General features: G+C 73.8%; 25 protein-coding genes. 13 read left to right on the top strand and 12 right to left on the bottom strand.

The window, feature by feature from the left end; genetic code table 11:
• Positions 1–415: 415 nt before the first annotated feature.
• Both ACYF6T_RS01985 and ACYF6T_RS01980 read left to right on the top strand, forming a co-directional pair.
• On the top strand, positions 416–1090 hold the full coding sequence (locus tag ACYF6T_RS01985; RefSeq protein WP_461692844.1) for a helix-turn-helix transcriptional regulator: 675 nt from the start codon (positions 416–418) through the stop codon (positions 1088–1090).
• Entirely contained in the window at positions 1090–1521 is a 432-nt protein-coding gene (locus tag ACYF6T_RS01980) for a hypothetical protein (RefSeq protein WP_461692843.1), read from the top strand. The genes ACYF6T_RS01985 and ACYF6T_RS01980 overlap by 1 nt, the downstream gene beginning before the upstream one ends.
• A gap of 18 nt (positions 1522–1539) precedes the next feature.
• On the opposite strand, the gene ACYF6T_RS01975 is transcribed toward ACYF6T_RS01980, so the two are convergent.
• The 4 genes from ACYF6T_RS01975 to ACYF6T_RS01960 all read right to left on the bottom strand — a co-directional run bounded on the left by ACYF6T_RS01975 (position 1540) and on the right by ACYF6T_RS01960 (position 5552).
• On the bottom strand, positions 1540–1995 hold the full coding sequence (locus ACYF6T_RS01975) for a type II toxin-antitoxin system PemK/MazF family toxin (RefSeq protein WP_461692841.1): 456 nt from the start codon (positions 1993–1995) through the stop codon (positions 1540–1542).
• 240 nt (positions 1996–2235) lie between these two features.
• On the bottom strand, positions 2236–3723 hold the full coding sequence (locus tag ACYF6T_RS01970) for an SPFH domain-containing protein (protein ID WP_461692839.1): 1488 nt from the start codon (positions 3721–3723) through the stop codon (positions 2236–2238).
• Between the two features lie 143 nt (positions 3724–3866).
• The gene (locus ACYF6T_RS01965; protein ID WP_461692838.1) at positions 3867–4085 is read right to left on the bottom strand and encodes a hypothetical protein; all 219 of its coding nucleotides are present in this window, start codon (positions 4083–4085) and stop codon (positions 3867–3869) included.
• Positions 4086–4127: 42 nt separating this feature from the next.
• Positions 4128–5552, bottom strand: coding sequence for an amidase (locus tag ACYF6T_RS01960; RefSeq protein WP_461692836.1), 1425 nt, complete (start codon positions 5550–5552; stop codon positions 4128–4130).
• Between the two features lie 245 nt (positions 5553–5797).
• Between ACYF6T_RS01960 and ACYF6T_RS01955 the strand changes: the two genes are divergently transcribed.
• Complete coding sequence (locus ACYF6T_RS01955) at positions 5798–7186, top strand: glycoside hydrolase family 43 protein (protein WP_461692834.1); 1389 nt, start codon at positions 5798–5800, stop codon at positions 7184–7186.
• A gap of 4 nt (positions 7187–7190) precedes the next feature.
• On the opposite strand, the gene ACYF6T_RS01950 is transcribed toward ACYF6T_RS01955, so the two are convergent.
• Positions 7191–7856 (bottom strand): GntR family transcriptional regulator, encoded by a 666-nt coding sequence (locus ACYF6T_RS01950; RefSeq protein ID WP_461692832.1) that lies wholly within the window; start codon positions 7854–7856, stop codon positions 7191–7193.
• Positions 7857–7951: 95 nt separating this feature from the next.
• Between ACYF6T_RS01950 and glyA the strand changes: the two genes are divergently transcribed.
• From glyA to purU, 6 genes are read left to right on the top strand one after another with little or no spacing between them, the layout of a single operon-like run.
• The gene (gene glyA / locus ACYF6T_RS01945) at positions 7952–9241 is read left to right on the top strand and encodes a serine hydroxymethyltransferase (protein WP_461692831.1); all 1290 of its coding nucleotides are present in this window, start codon (positions 7952–7954) and stop codon (positions 9239–9241) included.
• Entirely contained in the window at positions 9238–10458 is a 1221-nt protein-coding gene (locus tag ACYF6T_RS01940) for a sarcosine oxidase subunit beta family protein (protein WP_461692830.1), read from the top strand. Before glyA ends, ACYF6T_RS01940 begins: the two co-directional genes overlap by 4 nt.
• Before the next feature lie 12 nt (positions 10459–10470).
• Positions 10471–10752 carry a sarcosine oxidase subunit delta gene (locus tag ACYF6T_RS01935; RefSeq protein WP_461692829.1) on the top strand — a complete coding sequence of 94 codons (282 nt, stop codon included), beginning with the start codon at positions 10471–10473 and terminating at the stop codon, positions 10750–10752.
• Positions 10749–13586, top strand: a complete 2838-nt coding sequence (locus tag ACYF6T_RS01930) for a sarcosine oxidase subunit alpha family protein (RefSeq protein ID WP_461692828.1) — start codon at positions 10749–10751, stop codon at positions 13584–13586. Before ACYF6T_RS01935 ends, ACYF6T_RS01930 begins: the two co-directional genes overlap by 4 nt.
• Entirely contained in the window at positions 13579–14187 is a 609-nt protein-coding gene (locus ACYF6T_RS01925; RefSeq protein WP_461692827.1) for a sarcosine oxidase subunit gamma, read from the top strand. The genes ACYF6T_RS01930 and ACYF6T_RS01925 overlap by 8 nt, the downstream gene beginning before the upstream one ends.
• Positions 14187–15047: a formyltetrahydrofolate deformylase gene (gene purU, locus ACYF6T_RS01920; RefSeq protein WP_461692826.1), complete on the top strand. Its 861-nt coding sequence runs from the start codon at positions 14187–14189 to the stop codon at positions 15045–15047. The genes ACYF6T_RS01925 and purU overlap by 1 nt, the downstream gene beginning before the upstream one ends.
• A gap of 22 nt (positions 15048–15069) precedes the next feature.
• Here the strand turns inward: purU and ACYF6T_RS01915 are convergent, their stop codons facing one another.
• The 5 genes from ACYF6T_RS01915 to ACYF6T_RS01895 all read right to left on the bottom strand — a co-directional run bounded on the left by ACYF6T_RS01915 (position 15070) and on the right by ACYF6T_RS01895 (position 20230).
• Positions 15070–15942: a sulfite exporter TauE/SafE family protein gene (locus tag ACYF6T_RS01915; RefSeq protein ID WP_461692824.1), complete on the bottom strand. Its 873-nt coding sequence runs from the start codon at positions 15940–15942 to the stop codon at positions 15070–15072.
• Positions 15939–16520, bottom strand: coding sequence for a rhodanese-like domain-containing protein (locus tag ACYF6T_RS01910; protein WP_461692822.1), 582 nt, complete (start codon positions 16518–16520; stop codon positions 15939–15941). The genes ACYF6T_RS01915 and ACYF6T_RS01910 overlap by 4 nt, the downstream gene beginning before the upstream one ends.
• 50 nt (positions 16521–16570) lie before the next feature.
• Positions 16571–17956 (bottom strand): MBL fold metallo-hydrolase, encoded by a 1386-nt coding sequence (locus ACYF6T_RS01905; RefSeq protein ID WP_461692820.1) that lies wholly within the window; start codon positions 17954–17956, stop codon positions 16571–16573.
• Positions 17957–18140: 184 nt separating this feature from the next.
• Positions 18141–19547 (bottom strand): sensor histidine kinase, encoded by a 1407-nt coding sequence (locus ACYF6T_RS01900; protein ID WP_461692818.1) that lies wholly within the window; start codon positions 19545–19547, stop codon positions 18141–18143.
• The gene (locus ACYF6T_RS01895) at positions 19544–20230 is read right to left on the bottom strand and encodes a response regulator transcription factor (RefSeq protein ID WP_461692817.1); all 687 of its coding nucleotides are present in this window, start codon (positions 20228–20230) and stop codon (positions 19544–19546) included. Before ACYF6T_RS01895 ends, ACYF6T_RS01900 begins: the two co-directional genes overlap by 4 nt.
• Positions 20231–20401: 171 nt before the next feature.
• On the opposite strand from ACYF6T_RS01895, the gene ACYF6T_RS01890 reads away from it, so the two are divergent.
• From ACYF6T_RS01890 to ACYF6T_RS01880, 3 genes are all read left to right on the top strand, one after another.
• On the top strand, positions 20402–20944 hold the full coding sequence (locus ACYF6T_RS01890) for a hypothetical protein (protein WP_461692816.1): 543 nt from the start codon (positions 20402–20404) through the stop codon (positions 20942–20944).
• A gap of 66 nt (positions 20945–21010) precedes the next feature.
• Positions 21011–23263, top strand: a complete 2253-nt coding sequence (locus ACYF6T_RS01885; protein ID WP_461692815.1) for an MMPL family transporter — start codon at positions 21011–21013, stop codon at positions 23261–23263.
• Entirely contained in the window at positions 23260–23976 is a 717-nt protein-coding gene (locus tag ACYF6T_RS01880; RefSeq protein WP_461692814.1) for an LmeA family phospholipid-binding protein, read from the top strand. The genes ACYF6T_RS01885 and ACYF6T_RS01880 overlap by 4 nt, the downstream gene beginning before the upstream one ends.
• Here ACYF6T_RS01880 and ACYF6T_RS01875 read toward each other — a convergent pair.
• Entirely contained in the window at positions 23965–24231 is a 267-nt protein-coding gene (locus ACYF6T_RS01875; protein WP_461693233.1) for a GlsB/YeaQ/YmgE family stress response membrane protein, read from the bottom strand. The two genes, ACYF6T_RS01880 and ACYF6T_RS01875, sit on opposite strands and share 12 nt — an antisense overlap.
• Before the next feature lie 466 nt (positions 24232–24697).
• On the opposite strand from ACYF6T_RS01875, the gene ACYF6T_RS01870 reads away from it, so the two are divergent.
• The gene (locus tag ACYF6T_RS01870; RefSeq protein ID WP_461692813.1) at positions 24698–24997 is read left to right on the top strand and encodes a hypothetical protein; all 300 of its coding nucleotides are present in this window, start codon (positions 24698–24700) and stop codon (positions 24995–24997) included.
• 226 nt (positions 24998–25223) lie between these two features.
• Here the strand turns inward: ACYF6T_RS01870 and ACYF6T_RS01865 are convergent, their stop codons facing one another.
• Positions 25224–26090: a GNAT family N-acetyltransferase gene (locus ACYF6T_RS01865; RefSeq protein WP_461692812.1), complete on the bottom strand. Its 867-nt coding sequence runs from the start codon at positions 26088–26090 to the stop codon at positions 25224–25226.
• Positions 26091–26154 lie beyond the last annotated feature (64 nt).

Genomic DNA, 26154 nt, shown 5'->3' with positions numbered 1-26154 from the left:
CACGGTTTCCGGACTCCGGTTCCCGCGGCTGGGGTCGTCGGTCTCCGGGTCGTCGGTCTCCGGTTCCCCGCCGCGGGGGTCGTAGGTCTTCCGCGGTTCCGGTCTCCGCTTTCCCACGGCTGGGGGCTTTGGGTCTTCCGCCGCTCCGGCCTTGGTCTCCCGCTGTTCCAGTCGTCGTTTCTCGCGGTTCCGGCTTGCGGTCCCTGTCGTCCCGGGCCGTGGTCTTCCGCCGTTACGGCCCGCGGCCTTCCGTGGCTTCGGCCCGCAGTCCGGCGGCTTTGGTCCCTCGCTCCCGCGACCCGACCACAGCCCCGCGACCGCGACCGCAGCCCCGCTCCCGCAGCTCCGGTTGGGTGGTCCTATTATTACAGGTGGGATTTGGAGAAAATACCGGCCGGTGGAAGGGTGGGCGGTCATGCCACGCACGCGGACGAGTCCCCGCCGCGACGAGATCCTCGCCCTGCTGCGGGCGGCCCCGGCCCCGCTGGGGGTCACGGAGACGGCCGAGCGGATCGGCGTGCACCCCAACACCGTGCGGTTCCACCTGGACACGTTGGTCGACGAGGGCCTGGTCGAACGGCGGCCGGCGGAACCCGCCGGTCCGGGGCGGCCGCGTACCGTCTATACCCCACGCCCGGGCATGGACCGGAGCGGAAGCCGGGGCTACCAGCTGCTCGCGCGGATGCTGCTCAGCCGGCTCGCGGCGAGCCCGGGTGCGGGCCGTGCCGACGTCGTGGAGACCGGGCGGGCCTGGGGCCGGTTCCTCGTGGAGCAGCCCGCGCCGTTCGAGGAGCCGGACGCCGAGCGGGCGGCGGCGCGTCTCGTCGGCCTGCTGGACGACCTCGGCTTCGCCCCCGAGCCGGAGGGCGCCGTGCCCTCGCGGATCCGGCTGCGGCACTGCCCCTTCCTCGAACTGGCCGAGGAGTACGGCCAGTTGGTGTGCCCGCTCCATCTGGCTCTGATGCAGGGCGCGTTGGCGGAGCTCGGTGCCGCGCTGACCGCGACGGAGCTGGAACCCTTCGCCGAACCCGGCGCGTGCGTCGCCCACTTGGCGCCTGCGTCCGGCACCACTGCAGAAAGGCACGTCTGATGTACCCCACGTGGGCCGCCGTCGCGGTCGCGGTCACCTTCGTCTGGCTCGGGATGGTGCTGGCGATCTCGTTCCTGGAGGCCCCGCTGAAGTTCCGCGCGCCCGGCGTGACCATCCCCGTCGGCCTGGGGATCGGGCGGCTGGTCTTCCGGGCGCTGAACCTCGTCGAGGCCGCGCTCGCCGTGGCGGCGGTGGCGGCCGTCGGCGCGGGGGACGCGACGGCCGGGGTGGTGGCCCCGGTGGCCGTCGTCTGCGTGCTGCTGCTGGCCCAGTTGCTCGTCGTACGCCCGCGGCTGAACCGCAGGTCGGACCGGATCCTGGCGGGCGAGGACCTGCCGCGCTCGCGTGAGCACCTGTACTACGTCGCCCTGGAGGCGGCCAAGGTCGCGGGCCTGATCGCCCTGGGTGTGGGCCTTCTGACGCTCAGCTGAACGCGGCTGGAGCGGCGCTCAGCGCCACCCGTAGCGCTCGTGCAGCCGGTGTCGCACCAGGTTGAACCGTCCCCGGTCCAGGGCGCACGCCTCCCGGCGCATGCCGGCCTCGTGCAGCCGCAGCACCCGGTCCACGTCGACCCACGAGTCACGCCCCGACCTGTCCCACGGCCCGCTGCCGATCGCCACCCACTCGCGGTCGCCGTCGTGCCGCTTGCTGGACAGCTGCACGGCGAGCAGGGTGCCGGCGGCCTCGCGGGCCACGACGAGCACGGGCCGGTCCTTGCCCCGCCCGTCGTTCTCCTCGAAGGGCACCCAGGTCCACACGATCTCGCCCGGGTCGGGATCCCCGTCGTGCGCGGGGGAGTACTCGGTGCGCACCGAACCGACCTCACGGGGATCGGCCTCCGTGGTGGCGGAGGGGCCGTAGCGGCCGGGCACGTTCTCATCGGTGTCAGGGGTAAACGCAGTCACGGGGGCACCCTAAGGCGTGGGCCCCGCGGGTTCGGTCACCGCCCCGACACGGAGGAACAGCCCGCGGGAGAGCCGGTCGGCGAAGGACCTCGTGGTGAACGGCCGTGTCGGCGAACAGGGCGTCCGCGCCGCACACCACGACGGTGGCCCTGCCCGGACTCGACCGCCCCCGCAACCGGCGGCGCGCCCCTCAGGAAAGCCCTGGAAGCCCCGGGAGAACGCGCCGCCGGCCGGGGACGGTTACCCCTCGTCCTTCTCCACCGGCACCCGCTGTGCCGGCGGTGCCGAGACGCCGTTCAGGGACGACGTGCCGTTGGCCGTCTGGCCGTTCTGGTTCATGGAGGCCAGGAGCTGACGGGCCAGTCCCAGCCCCGTGCCGCCCATCGTCAGGGCCTTGGCGAACATGTCGGCCATGCCGTCGGCGCCGTTGAGCAGCACCATGTTGTCCACGTTGCCGAAGGCGGACGCGCCGGCCCGGACGATCTCCGGCCAGTTCTCGGCGAGTTGCTGGGCGACCACGGCCTCCTGGTTCTCGGCGAGCGCGGCGGCCCGCGCCTTGATGGCCTCCGCCTCCGCGAGGCCCCTGGCCTTCGTCGCCTCGGCCGCCGCGAGCCCCTTGGCCTGCGCGGCGGCCGCCTCCGCCTCACCGGTGGCCCGGGTGGCGGCCGCGGTCGCGGCACCCCGGGTCTTGGTCGCCTCGGCCTCGGCGCCCGCGGCCGTCTTGACCCGGGTCGCCTCGGCCGCCGCCGCGAGCTCCGTCTCCTTGGCCTTGGCCTCGGCGGCGGAGATACGCGCATCGCGCTCGGCCTCGGCCAGCGTGCGCTTCTCGTACGCCTTGGCGTCGGCCGGCTTGCGGACGTCGGCCTGGAGCTGCTGTTCGCGCCGGTGCGCCTCCAGTTCGGCGACCCGGGTCTCCTGGACGACGACCTCCTGCCGGGCCGCCGCAGCGGCGAGCGGCCCCGCCTGCTGCGCGCTCGCCGCCGCCTTGTCCCGCTCGGCCTGGTAGCCGGCCTGCAGGATCTCGCTGTCCCGGGTGGCCTCCGCCATCCGGGCGAACGCCTGCTGCTCGGCCTCGGTGGCGAGCCGGTTCGCCTCGGCCTGTGCGATGCGGGCGTCCCGCTGGACGGCCGCCGCGTGCGGCATCGCCAGGTTCTGGATGTAGCCGGTCGGGTCCTCGATCTCGTGGATCTGCAGCGAGTCGACGATCAGCCCCAGCTTCTCCATCTCCGTACCGCAGGCCGCCCGGGTCTGCCCGGTGAGCTTCTCCCGGTCGCGGATCATGTCCTCGACCGTCAACCCGCCGACGATGGACCGCAGATGACCGGCGAACACGTTGTGCACCCGCTCCGACATCAGCTTCTGCTGGTCGAGGAAGCGGCGGGCGGCGTTCGCGATCGACACGAAGTCGTCGCCCACCTTGAAGATGACCACGCCCCGCACCTTCAGCGGAATGCCCTGGTGCGTCACGCAGTCCACGTGCAGTTCGGTCTCGTTCAGGTCCAGGGAGAGCTTGCGCACCACCTGCACACCGGGCAGCACCAGCGTGCCGCGCCCGGTGACGATGCGGAATCCCATGCCCTCCTCCAAGCCCTCCATACGGTGCTTGGAGCCGGAGATGACCAGCGCCTCGTTGGGCTCGGCCACCCGCCACATCAGCTTGAACAGACCGATCAGGACGAGGACGGCGACGACCGCCACCCCCGCAACGACGCCGACAACCATCGGCATGCGCCCCCTTTGCATGGTGCCCTTCCGGCACCGAACGAAGGGAGTGTGCGCCCGCGCGAGGCCCGCGGGAAGACGCCGGAGAATCCTTGTCGCATTCTTGACACGAAGGCCCTCGCACGCCCCTCACCTGGGCGGGAGCGGGCTCAACTGTCGTACGCGGGAGTGACGTAGACCGTCCGCGGCGGCAGGTACTCCACCACCATCACCACCGTGCCGCGCTCGATCCGGCCCGCGTCCCCGGCCGCGTAGGCCAGGAAGTGCTCGGCCCCGCCGCGCACCCGGACGATCACCTCGCCGACGAGCCCGGGTCCGACCGTGCCGGTGACCCGCCCCATCAGCCCGACCATCGACGCATCGTCCATGGTCACAGGGTACGAGCGTCACAGGGCACGAGCCGAACGCCGTCACGCGGCCGGGGAATCCGAGGTGACGGTGTGCGGCGGCCACGCCTCGTGCCAGCGCAGCTCCGCCTCCAGCTGCGCGGCGAGCGAGATCAGCAGGGGTTCGCTCCCGGCGGGGCCCAGCAGTTGGGCGCCGACCGGCAGTCCGCCGGTGACGAAGCCGGCCGGCACGTTGATCCCGGGCCAGCCCAGCACGTTCCACGGCCAGGCGTAGGGGCAGGCGGCGATCATCGCCCGGTCGGTGGCGAAACCGCCGAGCGGCAGCAGCGCGCCGACCCGTGGCGGGGGAGCGGCCGTCGTGGGCGCGAGGATCACGTCGTAGGACCGGAAGAAGCCGCCGATGCGGCGGTGCAGCACCGCCTCCGCGCGCCGTGCCGCCCGCAGGGGCGCCCCGCCCAGCAGCCGGCCCAGCCGGGCGGCGTCGCGGGTGCGCCGGTCGAGGAGCGCGGGAAACGGCGCCTCGCGGACGCGTTCGGCGAGGCCGGCGGTGGCCCGCGGGACGAAGGTGAGCCCGATCTGGCCGTAGGGCGGATCGGCCTCCTCGACGGTGTGTCCCAACTGGGCAAGTTTCTCGGCGAGTTCGCGTACCTTCGTGCGGACCTCCGGCCGCAGGCGGGCGGGCACGGCGGTGAACGGCGGTTTGAGGGAGAGCGCGACGCGCAGCCGGCCGGGGTCGCGCCCGACCGCCGCGAAGGCGTCGACGGGGGCCGGCCGGTGCGGGTCGCGGGCGTGGTTGCCGCTCGCCGCGTCCAGCAGCAGGGCCGCGTCCGCGACCGTGCGGGCGAGGGTGCCGTTGACGGTGATGCCCTGGAACGACTCGCCGCGCGGCCAGGTGGAGATGCGGCCGCGCTGGGGCTTGATGCCGACGAGGTGGGTCCACGAGGCGGGGATGCGCACGGAGCCCGCGCCGTCGGAGCCGAGGGCGGCGGGGACGAGCCCGGCGGCGACGGCGGCGGCCGAACCGCCGGAGGAGCCGCCCGGGGTGTGGTCCAGGCTCCACGGGTTGCGGGTGGCCCCGAACGCGGGTCCCTCGGTGAACGGCCACTGCCCGAACTCGCAGGTGTTCGTCTTGCCCACGATGACGGCTCCGGCCGCCCGCAGCCGCCGTACGGCCTCCCCGTCCTCGGCGACCGCCGGGAACTCGCCCGCGCACCCGAAGGCGGTCGGCTCGCCGGCGACGTCCATGTCGTCCTTGACGGCGACGGGCACGCCCAGCAGGGGTGTGCGCACGCCGGCGGCCAACTCCCGGTCGGCCGCGTCGGCTTCGGCGAGGGCGGCCGGGGTCCGCACGATCCGGAAGGCGTTGATCGTGGGCTGGGCGGCCTCGATGCGGGCCAGGGCCCGCTCGACGAGCGCCCGGGAGGTGACCTCCCCCGCGGCCAGCGCCCGGGCGGACTCGGCCAGGCCTGCGGAACGGTCGAGCGTCATGCGGGACACCTCCGGAAGCGGGCTGTCTACCGAACGGTAACGTGCGGCGGCCCGCCGTGGTACGGAATCTCGAACGCCCCTTGTCCGCAGGGCGGTTGGCGGTGAACGCATCCGTCACACAGGTGGTGTCCAGCCCTGCGCGAAGCATTGACGCGCACACGCCCCACCTCTACCTTCTGACCGATTCACCGAACCGCGTTCGACATCACGAACGCATGGGTTCGGGATGGACCAAGGAGCCGCACGTGACCACTCGTCCCCCCGCCCCGTCCCGCCGCGCCCTCCTGCGCGCGATGGCCGCCCTCCCCGCCGCGGCCCTCGCGCTGGGCGAACTGCCCGGCCTGCTCGGCACGGCCTCCGCCGCCGCCCCCGCCGCCGGCTCGGCCACCCGCTACACGATCGTGCCCTTCCTCGACAGCGACGACGGCACGGTGAACGTCTACCAGTCCGACGACGCCACCGACTTCCGCCTCGTGCGGTCCTCGGCCTACACGCCGCCGGGCAACCGCATCCGCGACGCCAGCATCTTCAAGCACACCGACGGTTACTACTACCTGACCTACACCACGCACACCTGGCAGGACGTCAGCACGACGATCGGCTTCGCGCGCAGCTCGGACCGCGTCAACTGGACCTTCCTGTACGACTACACGGTGCCGATCACCGACCTCTCCCGGGCCTGGGCGCCGGAGTGGTTCGTGGACGGCGACGGCAGCGTGAACGTCATCGTCTCCTGCTCGACGACCGACGACGAGTGGATCTTCACCCCGTACGTCATGACGGCCACCAACTCCGCGCTGACGGCGTGGACTTCGCCGGTCGCGCTCTCCGGCATCGGCCCGAACCACATCGACACCTACCTCGTGCGGATCGGCTCGGCCTACCACGCGTTCACGAAGAACGAGACGACGAAGTACATCGAGTACGGCACGGCGTCCAGCCTCACCGGCCCCTACACCCTCACCAGGACCGGCGACTGGGCGGGCTGGGGCAGCTACCGGGAGGGCCCGTCCGTCGTGCGGCTCGACAACGGCGCCTGGCGCGTCTTCTTCGACGGCTATGGCGACGGCACGTACTACTACAGCGACAGCTACGACACGTTCGCGACCTGGACCGCGCCCAAGGCCCTGCCGGCGATCTCGGGCACGGCGCGGCACTTCACCGTCATCAAGGAGACGGTGTCGGGCGGACCGAGCCTCGCGACGAACGTCACCCGCTCGTTCCAGTCGGCCAACTCCCCGACCCGCTACTGGCAGGAGCAGTCCTCGCTGCTCAACCTGCCCGTGGTGACGAGCGCCGGCACGAGTGCCGAGAAGCAGGCGGCCACCTTCACCGTCGTCCCCGGCCTCGCCGACCCGGGCGCCTTCTCCTTCCGCGACTCCGCCGGGAACTATCTGCGCCACTACGACTTCCGGGGCCGCTTCGACGCGAACGACGGCACCGCGACGTTCGCGAAGGACGCGACGTTCATCGCCAGGACGGGCACGGCGTCGGGCTCGATCCGCTGGGAGTCGTACAACTACCCCGGGTACTACCTGCGCCATTACAACTACCAGGTGCGGCTCGACGTGGCCGACGGCACGGACATCCTGCGGCAGGACAGCTCGTTCACACCGGTGACGGCCTGGAGCTGAACACTCAGATGGCCGCTCGGATGGCGCGCTCGAACCCCTCGACGTGGGCGCGGGCCAGCCGGGCGGCCTGTTCCGCGTCGCCGGTGACGATCGCGTCGATCAGTGGCCCGTGCTCCTCGACGTGGCCCGCCATGTCGGACAGGCGGTCGATGAACAGGCACCAGATCCGGGTGGCCAGGTTGTCGTGGCGGACGAGGGTGTCCTCCAGATACGGGTTGTGCGCGGCGGCGTAGACGGCGCGGTGCACCCGGAGGTCGAGGTGCATCAGCGCGGAGGTGTCCTGTCGCCCGGCGTGCGCGCCCGCCAGCTCCCGCCGCAGGGCCGTCAGGGCCGCCCGGTCCGCCGCCGTGGCCCGGCGCGCGGCCTGGGCGGCGGCCAGCGGCTCCAGCTCCTGGCGCACCTCGGAGATGTGGGCGAGGTCGGTGATGTTGACCTCGGTGGCGAAGGTGCCGCGCCGCGGATACGTCGTGATCAGCCGCTCGTACTGCAGCCGCTTGAGCGCCTCGCGCACCGGAGTGCGGCCGACCCCGAGCGACTGCCCCAGCTGCTCCTCGTTGATGGGCGAGCCCGGGCGGATCTCCAGCATGACCAGCCGGTCACGGATGGCCCGGTAGGCCCGTTCGGCGAGCGTCGGCTCCTCGCTGACGGACTCTGTCGCCACCTGCTGCATCGATGCCCCCTTGACCTCTCCGGCGAGCTCCCATACCGTACCGCACAGTCTGATATATCAGTTGCCCATTAGTTGGCCCCCAGGAGGGTGCACAGATGGCAGCCGCCCCGACGCCCACCCCGTCCCTCTCCCGCCCGCTCGGCGAGCTCGATCCGGAGGTCGCCGCGGCCGTCGACGCCGAGCTGGCCCGCCAGCAGTCCACCCTGGAGATGATCGCCTCCGAGAACTTCGCGCCGCTCGCGGTGCTGGAGGCCCAGGGCTCGGTGCTGACCAACAAGTACGCCGAGGGCTACCCGGGCCGCCGCTACTACGGCGGCTGCGAGCACGTCGACGTCGTCGAGCGCCTGGCCGTCGACCGGGTCAGGGAGCTGTTCGGCGCCGAGGCCGCCAACGTCCAGCCGCACTCGGGCGCCCAGGCCAACGCGGCCGCGATGTCCGCGCTGCTCGACCCCGGCGACACGATCCTCGGCCTCGACCTGGCGCACGGCGGCCATCTGACCCACGGCATGCGCCTCAACTTCTCCGGCAGGCTGTACGAGGCCGTGCCGTACCACGTACGCGCCGGTGACCTGCGCGTCGACATGGACGAGGTCGAACGGCTCGCCCGCGCGCACCGGCCGAAACTGATCGTCGCGGGCTGGTCGGCGTACCCGCGGCAGCTGGACTTCGCCGCCTTCCGCCGGATCGCCGACGCCGTGGGCGCCTACCTGCTGGTGGACATGGCGCACTTCGCCGGCCTGGTGGCCGCGGGTCTCCACCCGAACCCGGTGCCGTACGCCGACATCGTCACGACCACCACCCACAAGACCCTCGGCGGGCCGCGCGGCGGTGTGATCCTCAGTCGCGCCGGCCTCGCCAAGAAGATCGACTCGGCGGTCTTCCCGGGGCAGCAGGGCGGCCCTCTGGAGCACGTCATCGCCGCGAAGGCGGTGGCCTTCAAGGCCGCGGCGAGCGAGGAGTTCAGGGAGCGCCAGCGGCGCACCCTGCGCGGCGCCCGCGTCCTCGCCGGACGGCTGCTCGCCGACGACGTGGCCGAGGCCGGCATCACCGTGCTGACCGGCGGCACCGAAGTCCACCTGGTGCTGGTCGACTTGCGCAACTCCGCGCTCGACGGACGGCAGGCCGAGGACCGCCTGCACCGCGTCGGCATCACCGTCAACCGCAACGCGGTGCCCTTCGACCCGCGCCCGCCGATGGTGTCGTCCGGCCTGCGCATCGGCACCCCGGCCCTGGCCACCCGCGGCTTCGGCGAGCCGGAGTTCCGGGAGGTCGCCGACATCATCGCCGAGACCCTCAAGAGCGAGCGGCCCGACGACGAACTGCGGGCCCGGGTGGAGAAGCTGACCGGCGCCTTCCCCCTCTACGCGAACGGAGCCGCGGCATGACCGCACAACCGCTGCCGGAGCACCCGGACTTCCTGTGGCGCAACCCCGAGCCGCGCTCCTCCTACGACGTCGTCATCGTCGGCGCGGGCGGCCACGGCCTGGCCACCGCCTACTACCTCGCCAGGAACCACGGCATCACCCGTGTCGCCGTCCTGGAGAAGGGCTGGCTCGCGGGCGGCAACATGGCCCGCAACACCACGATCATCCGCTCCAACTACCTCTGGGACGAGAGCGCGGCGATCTACGAGCACGCGCTCAAGCTGTGGGAAGGGCTGCCGCAGGAGCTGGAGTACGACTTCCTGTTCAGCCAGCGCGGTGTCCTCAACCTCGCGCACACCCTGCAGGACGTCCGCGAGGGCGTGCGCCGCGTCAACGCCAACCGGCTCAACGGCGTCGACGCCCAGTGGCTGGAGCCGGACGAGGTCGCCGAGGTCTGCCCCATCCTCAACGTCTCGCCCCACACCCGCTATCCCGTCCTCGGCGGCACCTTCCAGCCCCGTGCCGGCATCGCCAAGCACGACCACGTCGCCTGGGCGCTGGCCCGCCGCGCCGACGAACTGGGCGTCGACCTCATCCAGAACTGCGAGGTCACCGGCTTCCTCAAGGACGGCGACCGGGTGGTGGGCGTGGAGACCAGCCGGGGCCGCATCCACGCCGGGCGGGTCGGTCTGGCGGCGGCCGGGCACAGCAGCGTGCTCGCCGCGCGGGCGGGCGTACGGCTGCCCGTGCAGTCGCACCCCCTGCAGGCCCTCGTCTCCGAACTGCACGAGCCGGTGCACCCGACGGTGGTCATGTCGAACCACGTCCACGTCTACGTCTCCCAGGCCCACAAGGGCGAACTGGTGATGGGCGCGGGCGTCGACGCCTACAACGGCTACGGGCAGCGCGGCTCCTTCCACGTCATCGAGCAGCAGATGGCCGCCGCCGTCGAACTCTTCCCCGTCTTCGCGCGGGCGCACGTGCTGCGGACCTGGGGCGGCATTGTCGACGTCACGCCGGACGCCTCGCCCATCATCGGCACCACCCCCGTCGGGAACCTCTACGTCAACTGCGGCTGGGGGACCGGCGGTTTCAAGGCCACGCCGGCCGCCGGCTGGACCTTCGCGCACACCATCGCCACGGGCGAACCGCACCCCCTCAACGCCCCCTTCGCCCTGGACCGCTTCACGACGGGCGCGCTGATCGACGAACACGGCGCCGCGGCCGTGGCCCACTGAGGAGAGGACACCATGCTGCTGATCACCTGCCCATGGTGCGGCCCCCGGGACGAGACGGAGTACCACTACGGCGGACAGGCCCACGTCCCCTACCCCGGCAACCCCGACGACCTCACCGACGAGCAGTGGGCCGAGTACGTCTTCTACCGCGACAACCCCAAGGGCCCCTTCGCCGAGCGGTGGGTGCACAGCACCGGCTGCCGCCGCTGGTTCAACGTCCTGCGGGACACCGCCACCCACGAGGTGCTGACCTCCTACCGCCCCGACGAGCCCCGCCCCGGAGGCGACCGATGACCGACCAGCGCTTCCGGCTGCCGCGGGGCGGCCGCATCGACCGCGCCACCGAGCTGCGGTTCACCCTCGACGGACGGGAGCTGACCGGCCACCCGGGGGACACCGTCGCCTCCGCGATGCTCGCCCACGGCATCGTCGAGGCCGGCCCGTCGCTCTACCGCGGCCGCCCGCGCGGCATCGTCACCGCGGGCGTCGAGGAGCCCAACGCCCTGCTCCAGGTGACCGGTCCGTGCTCGGAGGGCATGCTCCCGGCCACCACCGTGGAGCTCTACGACGGCCTGTCCGCCACCACGCTCTCAGGCATGGGCCGGCTCGACCCGACCCCCGACCCGGCCGTGTACGACAAGAAGAACGTCCACACCGACGTCCTGGTCGTCGGCGCCGGACCGGCCGGCCTCGCGGCGGCCGCCGCTGCCGCGGGCTCCGGCGCCCGGGTGCTCCTCCTCGACGACCAGCCCGAGCCCGGCGGTTGCCTGCTCGGCGCCGGCCTCTCCCGCACCGACGCACTGCGCGCCGCGCTCGACGCCGCCCCCGAGGCCGTCGTCCTGCGCCGCACCACCGCCTTCGGGTCCTACGACGACAACTACGTGCTGGCCCTGCAGCGGCGCACCGACCACCTCGGCACCGACGCCCCCGCCGAGGGGGTCTCACGGCAGCGCGTGTGGCACATCCGGGCCCGCCAGGTCGTCCTCGCGACCGGCGCGCACGAACGCCCGCTGGTCTTCGCCGGCAACGACCGGCCCGGGGTGATGCTCGCCGGCGCCGTGCGCACGTACCTCGACCGGTATGCCGTCGTGCCCGGTTCGCGGGCCGTGGTGAGCACGACCAACGACAGCGCCTACGACACCGTCGCCGACCTCCACGCGGCCGGCGTCGACATCGCCGCCGTGGTGGACGCGCGCCCCGAACGCACCGGCCGCGCCGCCGAGATCGCGGGCGCGACCGGCGTGCGGGTGCTGACCGGCAGCGCCGTCGTCGGCACCGCGGGGGAGCGGCGGCTGACCGGCGTCACCGTCCGGTCCCTCGACGCCGACGGCCGGCTCACCGGCGCCGCACGGTCCTTCGACTGCGACCTGCTCGCCGTCTCGGGCGGCTGGAGCCCCGTGGTGCACCTGCACAGCCAGCGCCAGGGCCGGTTGCGCTGGGACGAGGAACTGGTGGCCTTCGTCCCCGACGGCGCGGTGCGAGACCAGCAGGTCGTGGGGGCGGCCCGGGGGACGTACGACCTCGACGACTGCCTGGCCGAAGGAGCCCGGGCCGGTGCGCGGGCCGCGACGGACGCCGGGTTCGCGGTCCCCGTACCGCCGCCCGTCGCCGCGCGGCCCCCGGCCCCCACCCGCGCCCTGTGGCTGGTGCCGGGCCCCGACGGCGAGGAGGACACCCGCTTCGTCGACCTCCAGCGCGACGTCACCGTCGCCGACGTCCTGCGCTCCACCGGCGCCGGCCTGCGCGGCGTCGAACACGTCAAGCGCTACACGTCCCTCGGCACCGCCAACGACCAGGGCAAGACCTCCGGCGTCAACGCGATCGGCGTGATCGCCGCGATCCTCGGCGGCTCGCCGGGCGAGATCGGCACGACGGCCTACCGGGCGCCCTACACGCCGATCGCCTTCGCCGCCCTGGCCGGGCGCGAGCGCGGCGCGCTGTTCGACCCCGAGCGGACGACCTCCCTGCACGCCTGGCACGTCGCGCACGGCGCGAGGTTCGAGGACGTCGGGCAGTGGAAGCGACCCTGGTACTACCCGCGGCCCGGTGAGGACAAGGACACGGCCGTGGCCCGCGAGTGCCGCGCGGCCCGGGAGGGCGTGGCCGTCATGGACGCCTCCACCCTCGGCAAGATCGAGATCTGGGGCGCGGACGCGGGCGAGTTCCTCAACCGCGTCTACACCAACGCCTTCAAGAAGCTCACGCCCGGCACGGCCCGTTACGGCGTCATGTGCAAGCCGGACGGCATGATCTTCGACGACGGCGTGACCCTGCGCCTCGACGACAACCGGTACTTCATGACCACCACGACCGGCAACGCCGCCGCGGTCCTGGACTGGCTGGAGGAGTGGCTGCAGACCGAGTGGCCCCAACTCGACGTGCACTGCACCTCGGTGACCGACCAGTGGGCGACGATCGCCGTCGTCGGCCCGAAGTCGCGCGAGGTCGTCGCCCGCCTCGTGCCGCAACTCGACCTGTCCGCCGAGGCGTTCCCCTTCATGGCCTTCCGCGAGACCACCCTGGCCTGCGGCGTCCCGGCGCGCATCTGCCGGATCTCCTTCTCCGGCGAACTCGCCTACGAGATCAACGTGGCGGCCTGGTACGGCCTGTCCGTCTGGGAGCAGGTGTACGCGGCCGGGCAGCCGTACGGCATCACCCCCTACGGCACCGAGACCATGCACGTCCTGCGCGCCGAGAAGGGCTACATCATCGTCGGCCAGGACACGGACGGGACCGTCACCCCGCAGGACGCGGGCATGGGCTGGGTGGTCTCCCAGCGGAAGGACTTCATCGGCAAGCGGTCCTTCTCCCGCGCCGACACCGCCCGCGCCGACCGCAAACAGCTCGTCGGCCTGCTGCCGAGCGACCGTACGACCCGGCTGCCCGAGGGCACCCAACTGGTCTCGCCGGACGCCGACTTGGCGAGGCTTCCGGTGCCGATGCTCGGCCACGTCACCTCCAGCTACCACAGCCCGGCCCTCGGCCGCCCCTTCGCGCTCGCCCTGGTCGCCGGCGGGCGGGCCAGGATCGGCGAGACCCTGCTCGCCCCCGTCGGCGACGACCTCGTCCCCGTCGAGGTGACCGACTCCGTCCTCTACGACCCCGAAGGGACCAGGCGAGATGGCTGAACCGACGACCCACCTGCGGGTGAGCCCGTTGGCGCACCTGCACGAGCGGATGCGCGCCGCCACGGTCACCGGAGCCCGCGCGGTCACCCTGTCCGAACGGCCCTTCCTCACCATGGTGAACCTGCGGGTCGCCCCCGCGTCCGAAGCGGCCGACCGCGTCCGGAAGACCCTGGGGGCGCCGCTGCCCGGGCGGTGCGGCCAGACCGCCGCGGCCGGCCCGCACACGGTCGCCTGGCTCGGCCCCGACGAGTGGCTCGTGCTCTCGCAGGCCGAACCGGCCGCCCTGACCGCCGAGTTGCGCGAGGCCCTCGGCGGCGACCCCGGCTCGGCCGTGGACGTCTCCGCCCACCGCACCACGCTGGAACTGGCCGGCCCGGCCGCCCGGCAGGTGCTGGAGAAGGGCTGCCCACTGGACCTGCACCCGCGCGCCTTCGCCGCCGGGCAGGCGGTGTCCACCACGGTCGGCCCCGTCGCCGTACTGCTGTGGCAGACCGACGACACGCCGGCGTACCGCCTGCTGCCGCGCTCCTCGTTCGCCGACTACCTGGCCCGCTGGCTCATCGACGCGATGAGCGAGTTCCGCGGCCCGGAGGTGCCGTGATGGCCACACCGACCGAACACGTCCTCACCCTCGACTGCCCCGAGGCGCCGGGGATCGTCCACGCCGTCTCGCGCTTCCTGCTCGACCACGGCAGCGACATCGTCGACAACCACCAGTTCGGCGACCGCCGCGACGGCCACTTCTTCATGCGGGTGCGCTTCGCGACCGCGGGCGGCGAGCACACCACCGACGCCCTGCGCCGCGCATTCGCCGCCGTGGCCGCGTCGTTCGCCATGCGCTGGCACCTCGAACCGGCCGACGCCCGGCGCCGCGTGCTGGTCATGGTGTCCCGCTACGGCCACTGCCTCAACGACCTGCTCTTCCGCACCCGCACCGGCGACCTGCCCCTCGACGTGGTCGCGGTGGTCTCCAACCACCGCGACCACGAGGCACTCGTCACCTGGCACGGCATCCCGTTCTTCCACGTGCCGGTCACCGCCGCGACCAAACCCGCGGCCGAGGCCCGACTCCTCCGGCTCGTCGACGAGTTCGACGTCGACCTCGTCGTCCTCGCGCGCTACATGCAGGTGCTCTCCGACGACCTGTGCACCCGGATGGCGGGGCGGATGATCAACATCCACCACTCGTTCCTGCCCAGCTTCAAGGGCGCCAAGCCCTACCACCAGGCCCACGAGCGAGGCGTCAAACTCGTCGGCGCGACCGCCCACTACGTCACCGCCGACCTCGACGAGGGCCCGATCATCGCCCAGGAGGTCATCGGCGTCGACCACAGCCACACCCCCGACGACCTGGCCGCCATCGGCCGCGACGCCGAGTCGGCGGCCCTGGCCCGGGCGGTCCGCTGGCACTGCGAAGGCCGCGTGTTCGTACAGGGCAGACGCACGGTGGTGCTCCGCTGACGAGCGGCCGGCCGCGCCCCGGTCACGGCCCCCGGCGGGCCGTGCCCTCCGGCCGTGGGTGGCGCAGGACGTACCAGCCGGTCAGGCCCGCGCCCGCGGCCGCCGCCGCGGACCACGTCCAGGGGCTGCTCACGAGGGCGTGGCGCACGCCGGGGCCGGTCTGCCCGGCCAGCACGAGGACGCCCATGGCGGCGACGAACCAGCCGAACGCCCTGCGCAGCGTCTCCTGCGGGATGCGCCCGGCGAGCCGGCCGCCGGCGAGGCTGCCGGCGACGGCCGCCGACGTGACGAGCGCCGCCACCGGCCAGTCCACGTGCGCGCCGGAGAGGTGACCGGCGAACCCCGCGAACGACTGGAGGGCGATCACCTGCAACGAGGTCGCGGCCGCGACCGGCATCGGCAGCCCGCCGAACAGGGCCAGGGCGGGAACGATGAGGAAGCCGCCGCCGGCGCCGACCAGCCCGGTGACGAGACCGACGGCCACGCCGTTCAACAGGACGGCGCCCGTTGGCCGTTCGCGGCGCGGCCGGACCGGCTCCCGGCGCCGGCCGCGGATCATGGCGACCGAGGTGGCGACCATCATGAGCGCGAACGCGATCAGCAGGACCGTGCCGGGGACGAACCGGGCGAGCCGTCCGCCCGCGTACGCGCCGGTCATGCCCGCCGCCCCGAACAGCAGCCCGGTGCGCCAGCGCACCCGGCCGGCGCGGGCGTGCGGGACGACCCCGGCGGCGCTGGTGACGGCGACGACGAACAGCGAGGTGGCGATGGCCTCCTTGGCGTCCATCCCGGCGAGGTAGCCCAGGACGGGCACGGTCAGGAGGGAACCGCCCCCGCCCAGGACGCCCAGGGCCGCGCCGATCAGCAGGGAGGCGGTGACGACCAGGACGATCACGCCGGGTCCCGCAGAGCGGCGACGACCGTGTCGAGGTCGGCGCGCGGACCGCGGTTGTAGGGCAGCTTGGACAGCAGCATGCCCAGTGCGCAGGTGTCGGTGAGCGCGGCGATCGTCAGCCCGGCGCCGACGGCCGTGCCGACGAGGTGCAGCCCGGGCACGAACATCCCCGCGACACCGGTGACGAGCACGATGCTTCCGGCGACCAGTCGCACCTGGCGCTCCAGCTCCCAGCGTTCGGGACCGCGGGTGAGCGGACCCCCGACGCTCTTCCAGGCCGTGACGCCGCCGTCGAGGACGCGCAGGTTGGGCAGTCCCGCCTCCGCGAGGGCTCGTTCGGCCTGGGTGGCGCGGGCGCCGGAGCGGCACACCAGCACGACGTCCTCGTCGAGGTGGCGGAGGAGCTCGGCGCGGTGTTCGCGCAGGGTGTCGAGGGGGACGTTGTAGGAGCCGGGGATGTGGGCGGTGCGGAACTCGCCGGGGGTGCGCACGTCGAGCAGGCGGGGGCCGTCGCCGGATCGGGTCAGCTCGCGCAGGGTGTCCGGGTCGAGGCGGGGCTGGTCGGCACGGGTGGTCATCGGGGTGGGGTTCCTTGCTGTCGAGGGGGAGGGGGGAGGGGTGCGGCTGCTCAGGCGCCGGCGGCCGCGGGCTGGGCGAGCCAGGCGCCGTAGCCGCCGAGCAGGTCGGAGACGTCGGTACGGCCCTGGTGCCGCAGCAGGCTGGCGGCGACGGAGGAGCGGTGGCCGCCCGCGCAGTGCACGACGAGGGGACGGTCGGCGGGGATCTCGTGGGCGCGGCGGGCGAGTTCGGCCAGGGGGATGTGCAACGAGCCCTGGATGAAGCCCTCTTCGCGCTCGGCGGTGTTGCGCACGTCCACCACCACCGGTGGCTGCCCGCCGTCGAGCAGCCGCCGGAGTTCGCCGGTGGTCAGGCGGCCGGCCTGTTCCGTCTCATCGGCCAACTCCACGAAGGCGGCCTCGGGTTCACGCAGGTAGCCGCCGACCCTGTCGAAGCCGATCCGGGCGAGCCGGGTGACGATCTCCTCCTCACGGTCCTGGGGAGCGACCACGAGGACGTCCCGGTCGGGGGTGACGACCGTGCCGGCCTGCTCGGCGAAGCGACCGTCGGCGGGCACGTTGACCGAGCCGCGCAGATGACCGGCGGCGAAGTCCTGCGGGGAACGGGCGTCGACGACGACCGCGCCGGCCGCGCGCCGCCGCGTGAACTCCTCGGCGGACAGGGGCCGGGCTGCGGCGGCCGCGTCGAACAGGCCGTGCTCCTTGCGGTTGAGGAGGGCGTCGTAGACGAAGTAGGCGGGCGCGGAGGGCTGGCCCGCGGTGACCAGTTCGACGAAGCTGTCCCGGCTCATGGGCCGGCAGGCGTAGTTGGTGGCACGCTGCTCGCCGATGGTGGACCGGCGCTGGGTGGAGAGGTTCCTGCCGCAGGCGGAACCGGCTCCGTGGGCGGGGAAGACCCGGACGGCGTCGGGCAGGGCCATGAGCTTGTTCTGGACGGTGTCGTAGAGCATGCGGCCGAGTTCGTCGGCGGTGACGCCGACGGAGGCCAGCAGGTCGGGGCGGCCGACGTCGCCGATGAACAGCGCGTCGCCGGTCAGGACGCCGTAGGGGACGGTGTCGGTGGCGTGCTCGTGGACCAGGACGCTGATCGACTCCGGGGTGTGGCCCGGCGTTTCGAGAATCCGCAGCTGCACGTCGCCGAGGCTGATGCGCTCGCCGTCGGTCAGCTTGCGGACGGGGTACTCGGCCTCGGCGCGCCGCCCGTAGCCGATCCAGGCGCCGGTGCGGTGGGCCAGTTCCAGGTGGCCGGCGAGGAAGTCGGCGTGGAAGTGGGTGTTGATGACCGCCTCGATGGTGAAACCGTGCTCGGCGGCGTCGGAGAGGTACTCGGAGACGTCACGGCGCGGGTCGACGACGACGGCCCTGCCGGTGGTCTCGTCGGCGATCATGTACGACGCCTGGGAGAGGCAGTCGAGGTAGTACTGGGCGAAGAACATGGTCGGCTGACCTCCGTGCCGGATGGGGGCTGTGGTTACCCCCCGGGGTATGCGCCAGGCCCTGGTTCGCCCTTGCTCGAAGGGGTGACCGGGGAGGGTGAACGGCCGCAGAAATACCCCGGGGGGTGTTCTGGGGGCGAGAGTACGGCGGTCGGCGGGTTGGCGTCAAATACCCCTGGGGGTATCAGGTCGAGGTGGGGTCGCCGGAGGCCGGCAGGGCAAGGCCGGCAGGGCGGGACGGCAGGTGCACGGTGAAGCAGGCACCGCCCTCGGGGGCGGGGGCGGTCGCGGTGATGGTGCCGCCCAGCCGGCTGGTCAGGCGGTGGGCGATGGCCAGGCCGAGGCCACTGCCCACGGGGCGGACGCCCCGGTAGCGCTCGCTCAGGGCGCCGCGTTCGAAGGCGACCGCGATGTCGTCCTCGGTGAGGCCGGGCCCGCCGTCACGGATCTGCAGCCGCGCCCCGGTGCCGTCCCGTTCCAGGGCCAGGACGAGGGGCTTGCCGGCCGGGGTGACGCGCAGGGCGTTCTCGGCGAGGCCGTCGATCAGCTGCCGTACCCGGAAACCGTCCGTGATGAGCGGCAGCGGCCCTTTCGGGCGCTCGACGCGGAAGTCGACGCCGTGCCCGGCGCACCGCGCCGACCACGCCGTGGCCGCCTCCGCCAGCAGCGCGTCCAGGTCCACCTCGCCGGCATCCAGCCGGAAGTCGTCGGCCTCCAGGCGGGCCAGGGCCAGCAGGTCGCCGACGAACCGTTCCAGCCGTTCGATCTCCGAGCGCAGGATGCGCCCGGCCTCGGGGACCTCGTCGCCGGTGACCACCTCGTCGGCGAGTGCCTCGGCATAGCCGCGCACGGTGGTCAGCGGGGTGCGGATCTCGTGCGAGACGGAGAGCAGGAAGTCCCGCTGCCGGTTCTCGCTGCGGGCCAGCGCCGCGTCGAGCGTGTGCAGCGCGCCGGCCAGCTCCGCCAGCTCGGCCGGCCCGCGAGCCGGCACGGTGAGGCCGCGCTCGCCCTCGGACAGCCGGTGCGCCGCGCGCGCCGCCGAGACCAGCGGGCGGGCCAGGCGGCGGCCCAGCAGCGCGCCGGCCACCGCGGCGCCCGCCAGCCCCAGGGCGAGGGGGAGCACCAGCGCTCCGCGCATCCGCGCGGTGGCCTCGTCCACGGCGCTCATCGGCCGGGTGAGGACCAGCCCGCCGCCGGTGGCGCTCGGCACGCCCTCCACCAGCACCGGCCGCCCCTCCAGACGCGCGGTGGCCGACACGTCGCGGCCCGCGAGCAGCGCCCGAGCCTCCGCGGCGCCGACGACGGCCGCCGCCGGCCCGTCCACCGCGCCCGACGGGCGCACCAGAGCGAGCCCGATGTCCTCCGGTCCGGCGATGCGCTGCTGCCGCTCCAGCATCCAGGAGGCCAGCGGCGGAGTCCGGGCCAGCACCTCCGCCTGGCGGGAGAGCTCGTCGCGTTCCTGTGCCTCGGCGTTCGTGCGGATCATCCGCCAGGCGAACAGCCCGGTCACCACGGCGGCCACGGCGGCCACGGCGGTGGTCAGCAGCACGATGCGCGCGGCCAGGGAGCCGCGACGGCGTGCGCCGCTCATCGGCCGCCGTCGGTGACGCCGTACCCGACCCCGCGGACCGTGCGCAGCGGACTGGCGTCTCCCAGCTTGGCGCGCAGCTGGGAGACGTAGACGTCCATCACCCGCGTGTCCCGGTAGCCGGCGTACCCCCAGACCTGCGCCAGCAACTGCTCGCGGGTGAACACCTGGCCGGGGTGGTCCATCAGGAACGCGAGCAGGTTGAACTCGGTGGTCGTCAGCTCCACCGGCCCGCCGTCGACGTGCAGGGTGCGGCGGCCGGTGTCCAGCGTGAGGCGCCCGACCCGGCGCACCGGGTCCCGCCGCGGACCGGCGGCGCGCCGCAGCAGGCTCTTGACCCGGGCGACCAGCTCCTGCGGGGAGAACGGCTTGGTGAGGTAGTCGTCGCCGCCGAGTTCCAGGCCCAGGACGCGGTCGGTGACCTCGTCGCGGGCGGTCACGAACAGCACGGGTGTCCAGTCGCCCTCCTCGCGCAGCCGCCGGCACACCTCCATGCCGTCCGTACCCGGCAGGGCGATGTCCAGCACGATCGCCACGGGGCGCATCCTGCGGACCGCGGCCAGGGCGGCGTCGCCGTCGCTCTCCACATGGACGCCGAAGCCCTCCCGGCTCAGATAGCGCCGCTGCAGGTCGGCGATGTTGCGCTCGTCCTCGACGACCAGGACGAGTCCCTTGCTGTCCGGCATGTGCCTCTCTCCTCGCGGCCCGGCCTCGATGCTAGCCACCCCCGGCCGGCGCGAGCACGGCCGGCGGCCGGGCCTTACACGCCCCGAACATTCGCCGTACGTCCCGCTCGCACACCCCGGCCACGCTGGGCCGCGAGACCGAGTCAGACCAGCAACGGAGGATGATCGACCGTGCACCGCTTCGGTACCGCCGTGTCCCGCCGGGTCCGCGCCACCGCGCTGGCCGTCGCCACGGCCGCCGCCGTCACCACGCTCGCGTGGACGGCGTCCGCGGCCCGGCCGGACGGCACCGCCACGACCGCCGTGAGCACCCCGGCGGTCGCCCTGGCCGACGCCGACACGATCGGCCTCGTCGGCACCGACCCGCGCCCGCTGCCCGGCCGGCTGCCCGCGGACCTCCGTGCCGACCTGGAGAAGCTGCGCACCATGGACCCGCCGCAACGGCAGCAGGAGGCGGCCCGGATCTGGCAGGACGCACTCGCCGGACGGTACGGGACCCGCGTACGGACCCGGGCCGAGACGGCGCAGCGCCGCTTCCGGGCGCTGCCGGAGCAGCTGCGGCAGGACCTCACGCGGTTGCGCGGCCTGACCGGGGACGCACGCGACGAGCAGCGGACGGCGATCCGCGACAAGGCGCTCGCCGGCGGCTACGGCGAACAGGTGCGGCGCTGGGCGGAACGCCGCAGCCGGTTCCGGCAGCAGGACCGGCGGTGACCCCGCGTACCCCGACGTGACGAACCCGCCCCATCCGCCACCCCGCCCGCGACCAGGAACGACGCAATGACCCACACCCCCGACACGACCACCACCGAACCCTCCCCTCCCGTCGGCCTCCTGCACCGGCTCGGCCGCGGGTGCGCGCGGCGGCCCTGGTGGGTGCTCGGCGTCTGGCTGCTGGCGCTGCTGGCCGCCGCGGGCGCCGACCGCGCCTGGGGCGGCACGTACGACGACGACTTCTCGCTGCCCGGCACCTCCGCGCAGACCGGCGCCGACCTGCTGGACGCGCACGGCTCCGCCGACGTCCGCGGCACGGCCGCCCAGGTCGTGCTGCACACCGGCAGCGGAACCCTCGCCGCCCATCGCGGTGCCGTCGACACCGCGGCGACGCGGCTGAGGCGCCTGCCCGAGGTGATCTCGGTGAGCGATCCGCTCGGCACACCCGGCGCGGTCTCCGCCGACGGCGCCACCGCCGTCATGACCGTCCGCTTCGGCCAGAACCCGGCCCGCTTCGAGGTGTCCTACCTCGACGGCGTCGACGACGCGGTCCACGGCCTGCGCGCCGACGGGGTGGAGGTCGAATACGGCGGCCCGCTGGGGCAGTTGGCGCGCCCGAAGGCCCAGGACCGGCTGTCGGAGGTGATCGGCCTCGCCACCGCCGTCGTCGTGCTGCTGACCGGGTTCGGCAGCCTCGCCGCCGCCGGGCTGCCGCTGCTGACCGCCGTCGTCGGACTGCTGTCGGGCCTCTCCCTGCTCGGGCTGCTGGCCGCGGCGTTCACCTTCGGCGCCGCCGCGCCCACCCTGGCCACGATGATGGGCCTGGGCGTGGGCATCGACTACGCGCTGTTCCTGATCACCCGTCACCGGAGGCTGCTGCACGGCCTCGACGATCCCGCCGAGGCCGCGGGCCGGGCCGTCGCCACCAGCGGACGCGCGGTGATCGTCGCCGCGGCCACCGTCGCCCTCGCCCTGGGCGGCCTGTACGCGTCCGGCGTCACCTTCATCGGCACCCTCGGCGTCGCCGCCGGCCTGACCGTCCTGGTCGCGGCCGTCGCCGCGCTCACCCTGGCCCCCGCCTTCCTCGGCCTGGCCGGCCACCGCATCGACCGCTGGCGGGTGCGCACCCCCGTCGACGAACCGACCGGCACGGCCGACACCTGGCACCGCTGGGCCGCCACGGTGGGCCGCCGTCCCTGGCTCTTCCTCGCCGTGGGCGCGCTCGTCCTCGGCGTACTGGCCGTTCCCGCCGCCTCCCTGCGCCTGGGCCACGTCGACAACGGAGCCGACCCGACCGCGTACACCGACCGCCGCGCCTACGACCTGATCGCCGACGGCTTCGGGCCCGGCACGAACGGCCAGTTCACCGTCGTCGCCGACCTCCACGGCAGCGGCACCGACCCCGCCGCCCTCGCCCGGCGGCTGCGGGACGCGCTGACCGCGACCCCTGGTGTCGCCCGCGCCACCACCCCCGTGAGCAGCGACGACCACACCCTGCTCGTCGCCACCGTCACCCCGGACTCCGGACCGCAGGACCAGGGCACCTCCGCCCTGATGCACCGGCTTCAGGACGACACCTTGCCCGACGTGCTCGCCGGCACGGGCGCCCACGGCTACGTCACCGGCGTCACCGCCGCCCAACTCGCCTTCCGCGACGTGGTCGTGGACCGCCTCCCGGTCATCGTCACGGTCGTCGTCGCGGCGGCCTTCCTGCTCCTGCTCACCGTCTTCCGCAGCCTCCTGGTCGCCCTGAAGGCCGCTCTGCTGAACCTGCTGTCCATCGGCGCCGCCTACGGCGTCGTCGTCGCGGTCTTCCAATGGGGCTGGGGCGGCGGCCTGTTGGGCGTCGAGGAACCGGTCCCGGTCGAGTCGTACGTGCCGATGATGATGTTCGCGATCGTCTTCGGCCTCTCCATGGACTACGAGGTCTTCCTGCTCTCCCGTATCCGCGAGTCCTGGCTGCACACGGGGGACAACCACCGCAGCGTGGCCGCGGGCCTGGCCGGCACCGCCCGTGTCATCAGCTGCGCCGCGCTCATCATGACCAGCGTCTTCCTGGCGTTCCTGCTCTCCACCAACGTGGTGATCAAGATGCTGGCCCTCGGTCTGGGCGTCAGCGTCGTCATCGACGCCACCGTGGTCCGGCTGGTGCTCGTGCCCTCCACCATGTACCTGCTGGGCCGGGCCAACTGGTGGCTGCCCGGCTTCCTGGAGCGGCTCCTGCCCCACCTGGACCCCGAGGGCCCGTCCGCCGCGGCCACCGCCGAGCCGGACGCCGCGTACACCGTCGCCGAGGCCGCCTCGGGGGACCGTACGTGATCCGCTCCGCCCTCCGCCGCCACCGGGCCCTGACTCTCACCGCCGCCGCCCTGGCCCTGACCCTGCTCTTCGCCGGCGCCGCCGAACTCGCCGCCCGCGCGCTGCTGCACAGCCGTCTGGCGGCCGCGGTGGGCCGGGCCCTGGGCAAGGACGGTGACGTGCGCGTCGACATCACCGGGGGTCCGGCCCTGCTCGACCTGTACGAGCGGCACCTCGACGCCGTGACCGTCACCGGAGACCACGCGGTTCTCGGTCCGGTCCCGGACGTGTCGGTCCGTGCGCGCCTCGACGACGTACGTCTGAGCGGTCACCGCTCGGGCACGGTCGCGCACACCCACGCCGACGTGGAGGTCCCCACCGGCTCCCTGCGGGACATGACGTCCGGTGCGGGCGGCCGGCTGCGGGTCAGCGCCGTGCGCGCGGACGCCACGTCCGGCACGCTGACCCTGGACCTCGACGGCGGGCTGGGCCGCGCCACGCTGAAACCCCGCCTCAAGGACGGCCGTGTCGCACTGGACCTCCAGAGCGCCGACGTCCTCGGCGCTCCGGCCCCCGCCGCCCTCGTCGACCGCATCCGCGGCCGGCTGGCCCAACGCGCCGACGTCGCTTACCCGTTGGGCTTGAAGGCGACGGCGGTCGACGTCACCGACGAGGGTCTGTCGATCACTCTCGACGGGGGCCGGACCCGGCTGCCGGCCCGGTCAGTCCCGTGAGTTGCCGAACAGCAGCCGGTAGCCGATGAGCAGCACCAGGGAACCGCCGATCGCCGCGCCCCAGGTGTAGAGGTCGAAGAAGTGCTTCTCGACTGGGCGGTCGAGGAAGCGGACCGACAGCCAGCCGCCGACGAAGGCGCCCGCGATGCCGATCAGGGTGGTGCCGATCAGGCCACCCGGGTCACGTCCGGGCAGCAGGATCTTGGCGATGGCCCCGGCGAGCAGCCCGAGAACGATCCAGCCGATGATGCCCACGTCGTACTCCTCCAGTCCGTGTGTTACGTGCTTGCGCAACCTTAAGAAGAACCTGCCCCCCTGGCGATCTCCGGCGCCCCCTCGCAGACGACCCGTCGACCACCTGTCACCTGATCAGAACACGACCCGGACTCGGCGCTTCCGCCGAACTGCCGTGCCTCTCCGCGCCGCTCGACGAACTGTCCCGCCGGCTCGAAGCGCGCGCCCTGGCCGGTGGGAGCGCCGCCGCACGGGTCGGCCGGGAGCTGCTCGAAGGGTGCGGGGAGCTCTTCCAGGGCCTAACGGACCTGTCCGCCCTGGCGCTCTCCGTGATCGTGCGCGCCGCCACCTCCCCGCAGGCCGCCGTCGGCGCCGGGCGGACGCTCTGCCCGATGTCCGGGAGATGTGTTGCGGAATTGCGCAATAATCGAAATGGACGGGGTGTTGAGCCCTGCGAAGGGGCTGTATCGGGGGAAGAAGGGCGTGCATGCCGGGCGGGGACATGCGGCGGGTGCGTGAGGCGAATCTGCGGCTGGGCGCCGCCCTGGCCGAGGTCGAAGGGCTCTACACGGCCTTGCTGAAGGCCGGCTCCACCGCGCAGCGCCGCCGGGCACAGGCACAGCTCGCCCGGGCCGCCGCCCGTCTCGCCGAGCTGGCCGCCGCACCGCCGGCCGTGCGGCCCCCGGCCCGCGTGGCCCGGCGCTCCCGGTGGGAACGCAGGCGGGTCCTGGCCGAGCGCGGCGCCGCGTGGATCATCGCGCGGTCCCGCCGGGACGGCGACCACTGAGGCACGTCCGGCACAGCGCGCTGATCGCCCGGCCGCGCGGACGGACGCTCACGGCCGCCGGCCCGGACCGTTCCGTGCCCCCGTCCCGTGTCCGACCGTGTCCGAGCCGACCGCGACCAGGACACCGTCAGCCACGCCGTCGAGGAGCCGCGCCGCCGCGGATCACCGCCGCACCGGCGGGATCGGCCTCGACGACCTCCCCGCCCGCCGCTTACCTCCTTCGCCCTCATGCCGCGCGCCCCGTCTCCTTCACGAGCACCGCACGGGCGTACAGCAGATCGAAGCCCCGGCGCTGCACGTTGTGCTGGGACCGGGAACCCGGCTGGGTCGTCACCACGGCGATGTCGCACCCGGCGGCCGCCGCATCGGCGAGCCGGGCCGAGAGCAGGGCCGTCTGGACACCGCGCCGCCGGTACGCGGGCGCCGTCGCCGCGCCCGTCAGCTGGGCGATGCCCGCCGTCGTGCGCAGGCTGCCGCCGCCCGCCACGGCGCCGTCGCACCGGGCGAGGTAGGGCACCACACCGGCGGCGGCGAAGTCGCGTTCGGCGTCGAGCAGGGCCTGGCGGGAGAAGTCCTCGTGGGACGGCACGCCGTGGGCGTCGGGGTGGGCGAAACCCTCGGCGACGACGTCCAGCCAGGCGTCGAACTCGTCGTCGCGGGCGACCCGGACCTCGATGCCCGCGGGCGTCGCCCGCTCGTACGCGCCCGTGAGGGCGAGCCCCAGCACGTTCTCGAACGACACCAGCCGGTAGCCGCGCCCCGTCAGCAGGGCGCCCACCGCCGGATCGGCCAGCTCGGCCACCTCCGCCTGCACGGGCGCGTCCAGGTCGGCGAAGGCCCGCTCGACGGTGTCGAGTTCGGCCGCCTCGGGCACCCCGTCGAAGCCGAGCCCGGCGACCTTGTTGAAGGGCGACTCGTGCGCGGCGAAGGTGGCCGCACCACCGGCCAGCCACCGCACGAACCCCCTGCCGTCCCCCCGGCGCGCCCGGGCGGCCTCGGCCGCTGCGGCCATCAGCCGGGCCTCGGCGTGCTCGATGCGCGCGGCCAGGGCGACATCGCAGAAGAGCGGCACCCGGTTCACGTCCGTCGTCATGGCAGGAGGCTAACCTCCGTCTCCCCCAAGGGGGGTGGCCGAATTCTTACGGTTCATAATCCTC

Source organism: Streptomyces sp. 7R007, from assembly GCF_054850255.1.
Note: the sequence above shows the minus strand (reverse complement) of the source record. Positions and strands in the feature narration are given on the sequence as shown.

Excerpts from the sequence above, each read along its gene's own strand:
- ACYF6T_RS01985 (WP_461692844.1), top strand. The coding sequence starts at position 416 with ATGCCACGCACGCGGACGAGTCCCCGCCGCGACGAGATCCTCGCCCTG.
- ACYF6T_RS01980 (WP_461692843.1), top strand. The coding sequence starts at position 1,090 with ATGTACCCCACGTGGGCCGCCGTCGCGGTCGCGGTCACCTTCGTCTGG.
- ACYF6T_RS01970 (WP_461692839.1), bottom strand. The coding sequence starts at position 3,723 with ATGCCGATGGTTGTCGGCGTCGTTGCGGGGGTGGCGGTCGTCGCCGTC.
- ACYF6T_RS01965 (WP_461692838.1), bottom strand. The coding sequence starts at position 4,085 with ATGGACGATGCGTCGATGGTCGGGCTGATGGGGCGGGTCACCGGCACG.
- ACYF6T_RS01960 (WP_461692836.1), bottom strand. The coding sequence starts at position 5,552 with ATGACGCTCGACCGTTCCGCAGGCCTGGCCGAGTCCGCCCGGGCGCTG.
- ACYF6T_RS01950 (WP_461692832.1), bottom strand. The coding sequence starts at position 7,856 with ATGCAGCAGGTGGCGACAGAGTCCGTCAGCGAGGAGCCGACGCTCGCC.
- glyA (WP_461692831.1), top strand. The coding sequence starts at position 7,952 with ATGGCAGCCGCCCCGACGCCCACCCCGTCCCTCTCCCGCCCGCTCGGC.
- ACYF6T_RS01940 (WP_461692830.1), top strand. The coding sequence starts at position 9,238 with ATGACCGCACAACCGCTGCCGGAGCACCCGGACTTCCTGTGGCGCAAC.
- ACYF6T_RS01935 (WP_461692829.1), top strand. The coding sequence starts at position 10,471 with ATGCTGCTGATCACCTGCCCATGGTGCGGCCCCCGGGACGAGACGGAG.
- ACYF6T_RS01930 (WP_461692828.1), top strand. The coding sequence starts at position 10,749 with ATGACCGACCAGCGCTTCCGGCTGCCGCGGGGCGGCCGCATCGACCGC.
- ACYF6T_RS01925 (WP_461692827.1), top strand. The coding sequence starts at position 13,579 with ATGGCTGAACCGACGACCCACCTGCGGGTGAGCCCGTTGGCGCACCTG.
- purU (WP_461692826.1), top strand. The coding sequence starts at position 14,187 with ATGGCCACACCGACCGAACACGTCCTCACCCTCGACTGCCCCGAGGCG.
- ACYF6T_RS01910 (WP_461692822.1), bottom strand. The coding sequence starts at position 16,520 with ATGACCACCCGTGCCGACCAGCCCCGCCTCGACCCGGACACCCTGCGC.
- ACYF6T_RS01905 (WP_461692820.1), bottom strand. The coding sequence starts at position 17,956 with ATGTTCTTCGCCCAGTACTACCTCGACTGCCTCTCCCAGGCGTCGTAC.
- ACYF6T_RS01900 (WP_461692818.1), bottom strand. The coding sequence starts at position 19,547 with ATGAGCGGCGCACGCCGTCGCGGCTCCCTGGCCGCGCGCATCGTGCTG.
- ACYF6T_RS01895 (WP_461692817.1), bottom strand. The coding sequence starts at position 20,230 with ATGCCGGACAGCAAGGGACTCGTCCTGGTCGTCGAGGACGAGCGCAAC.
- ACYF6T_RS01885 (WP_461692815.1), top strand. The coding sequence starts at position 21,011 with ATGACCCACACCCCCGACACGACCACCACCGAACCCTCCCCTCCCGTC.
- ACYF6T_RS01870 (WP_461692813.1), top strand. The coding sequence starts at position 24,698 with ATGCCGGGCGGGGACATGCGGCGGGTGCGTGAGGCGAATCTGCGGCTG.
- ACYF6T_RS01865 (WP_461692812.1), bottom strand. The coding sequence starts at position 26,090 with ATGACGACGGACGTGAACCGGGTGCCGCTCTTCTGCGATGTCGCCCTG.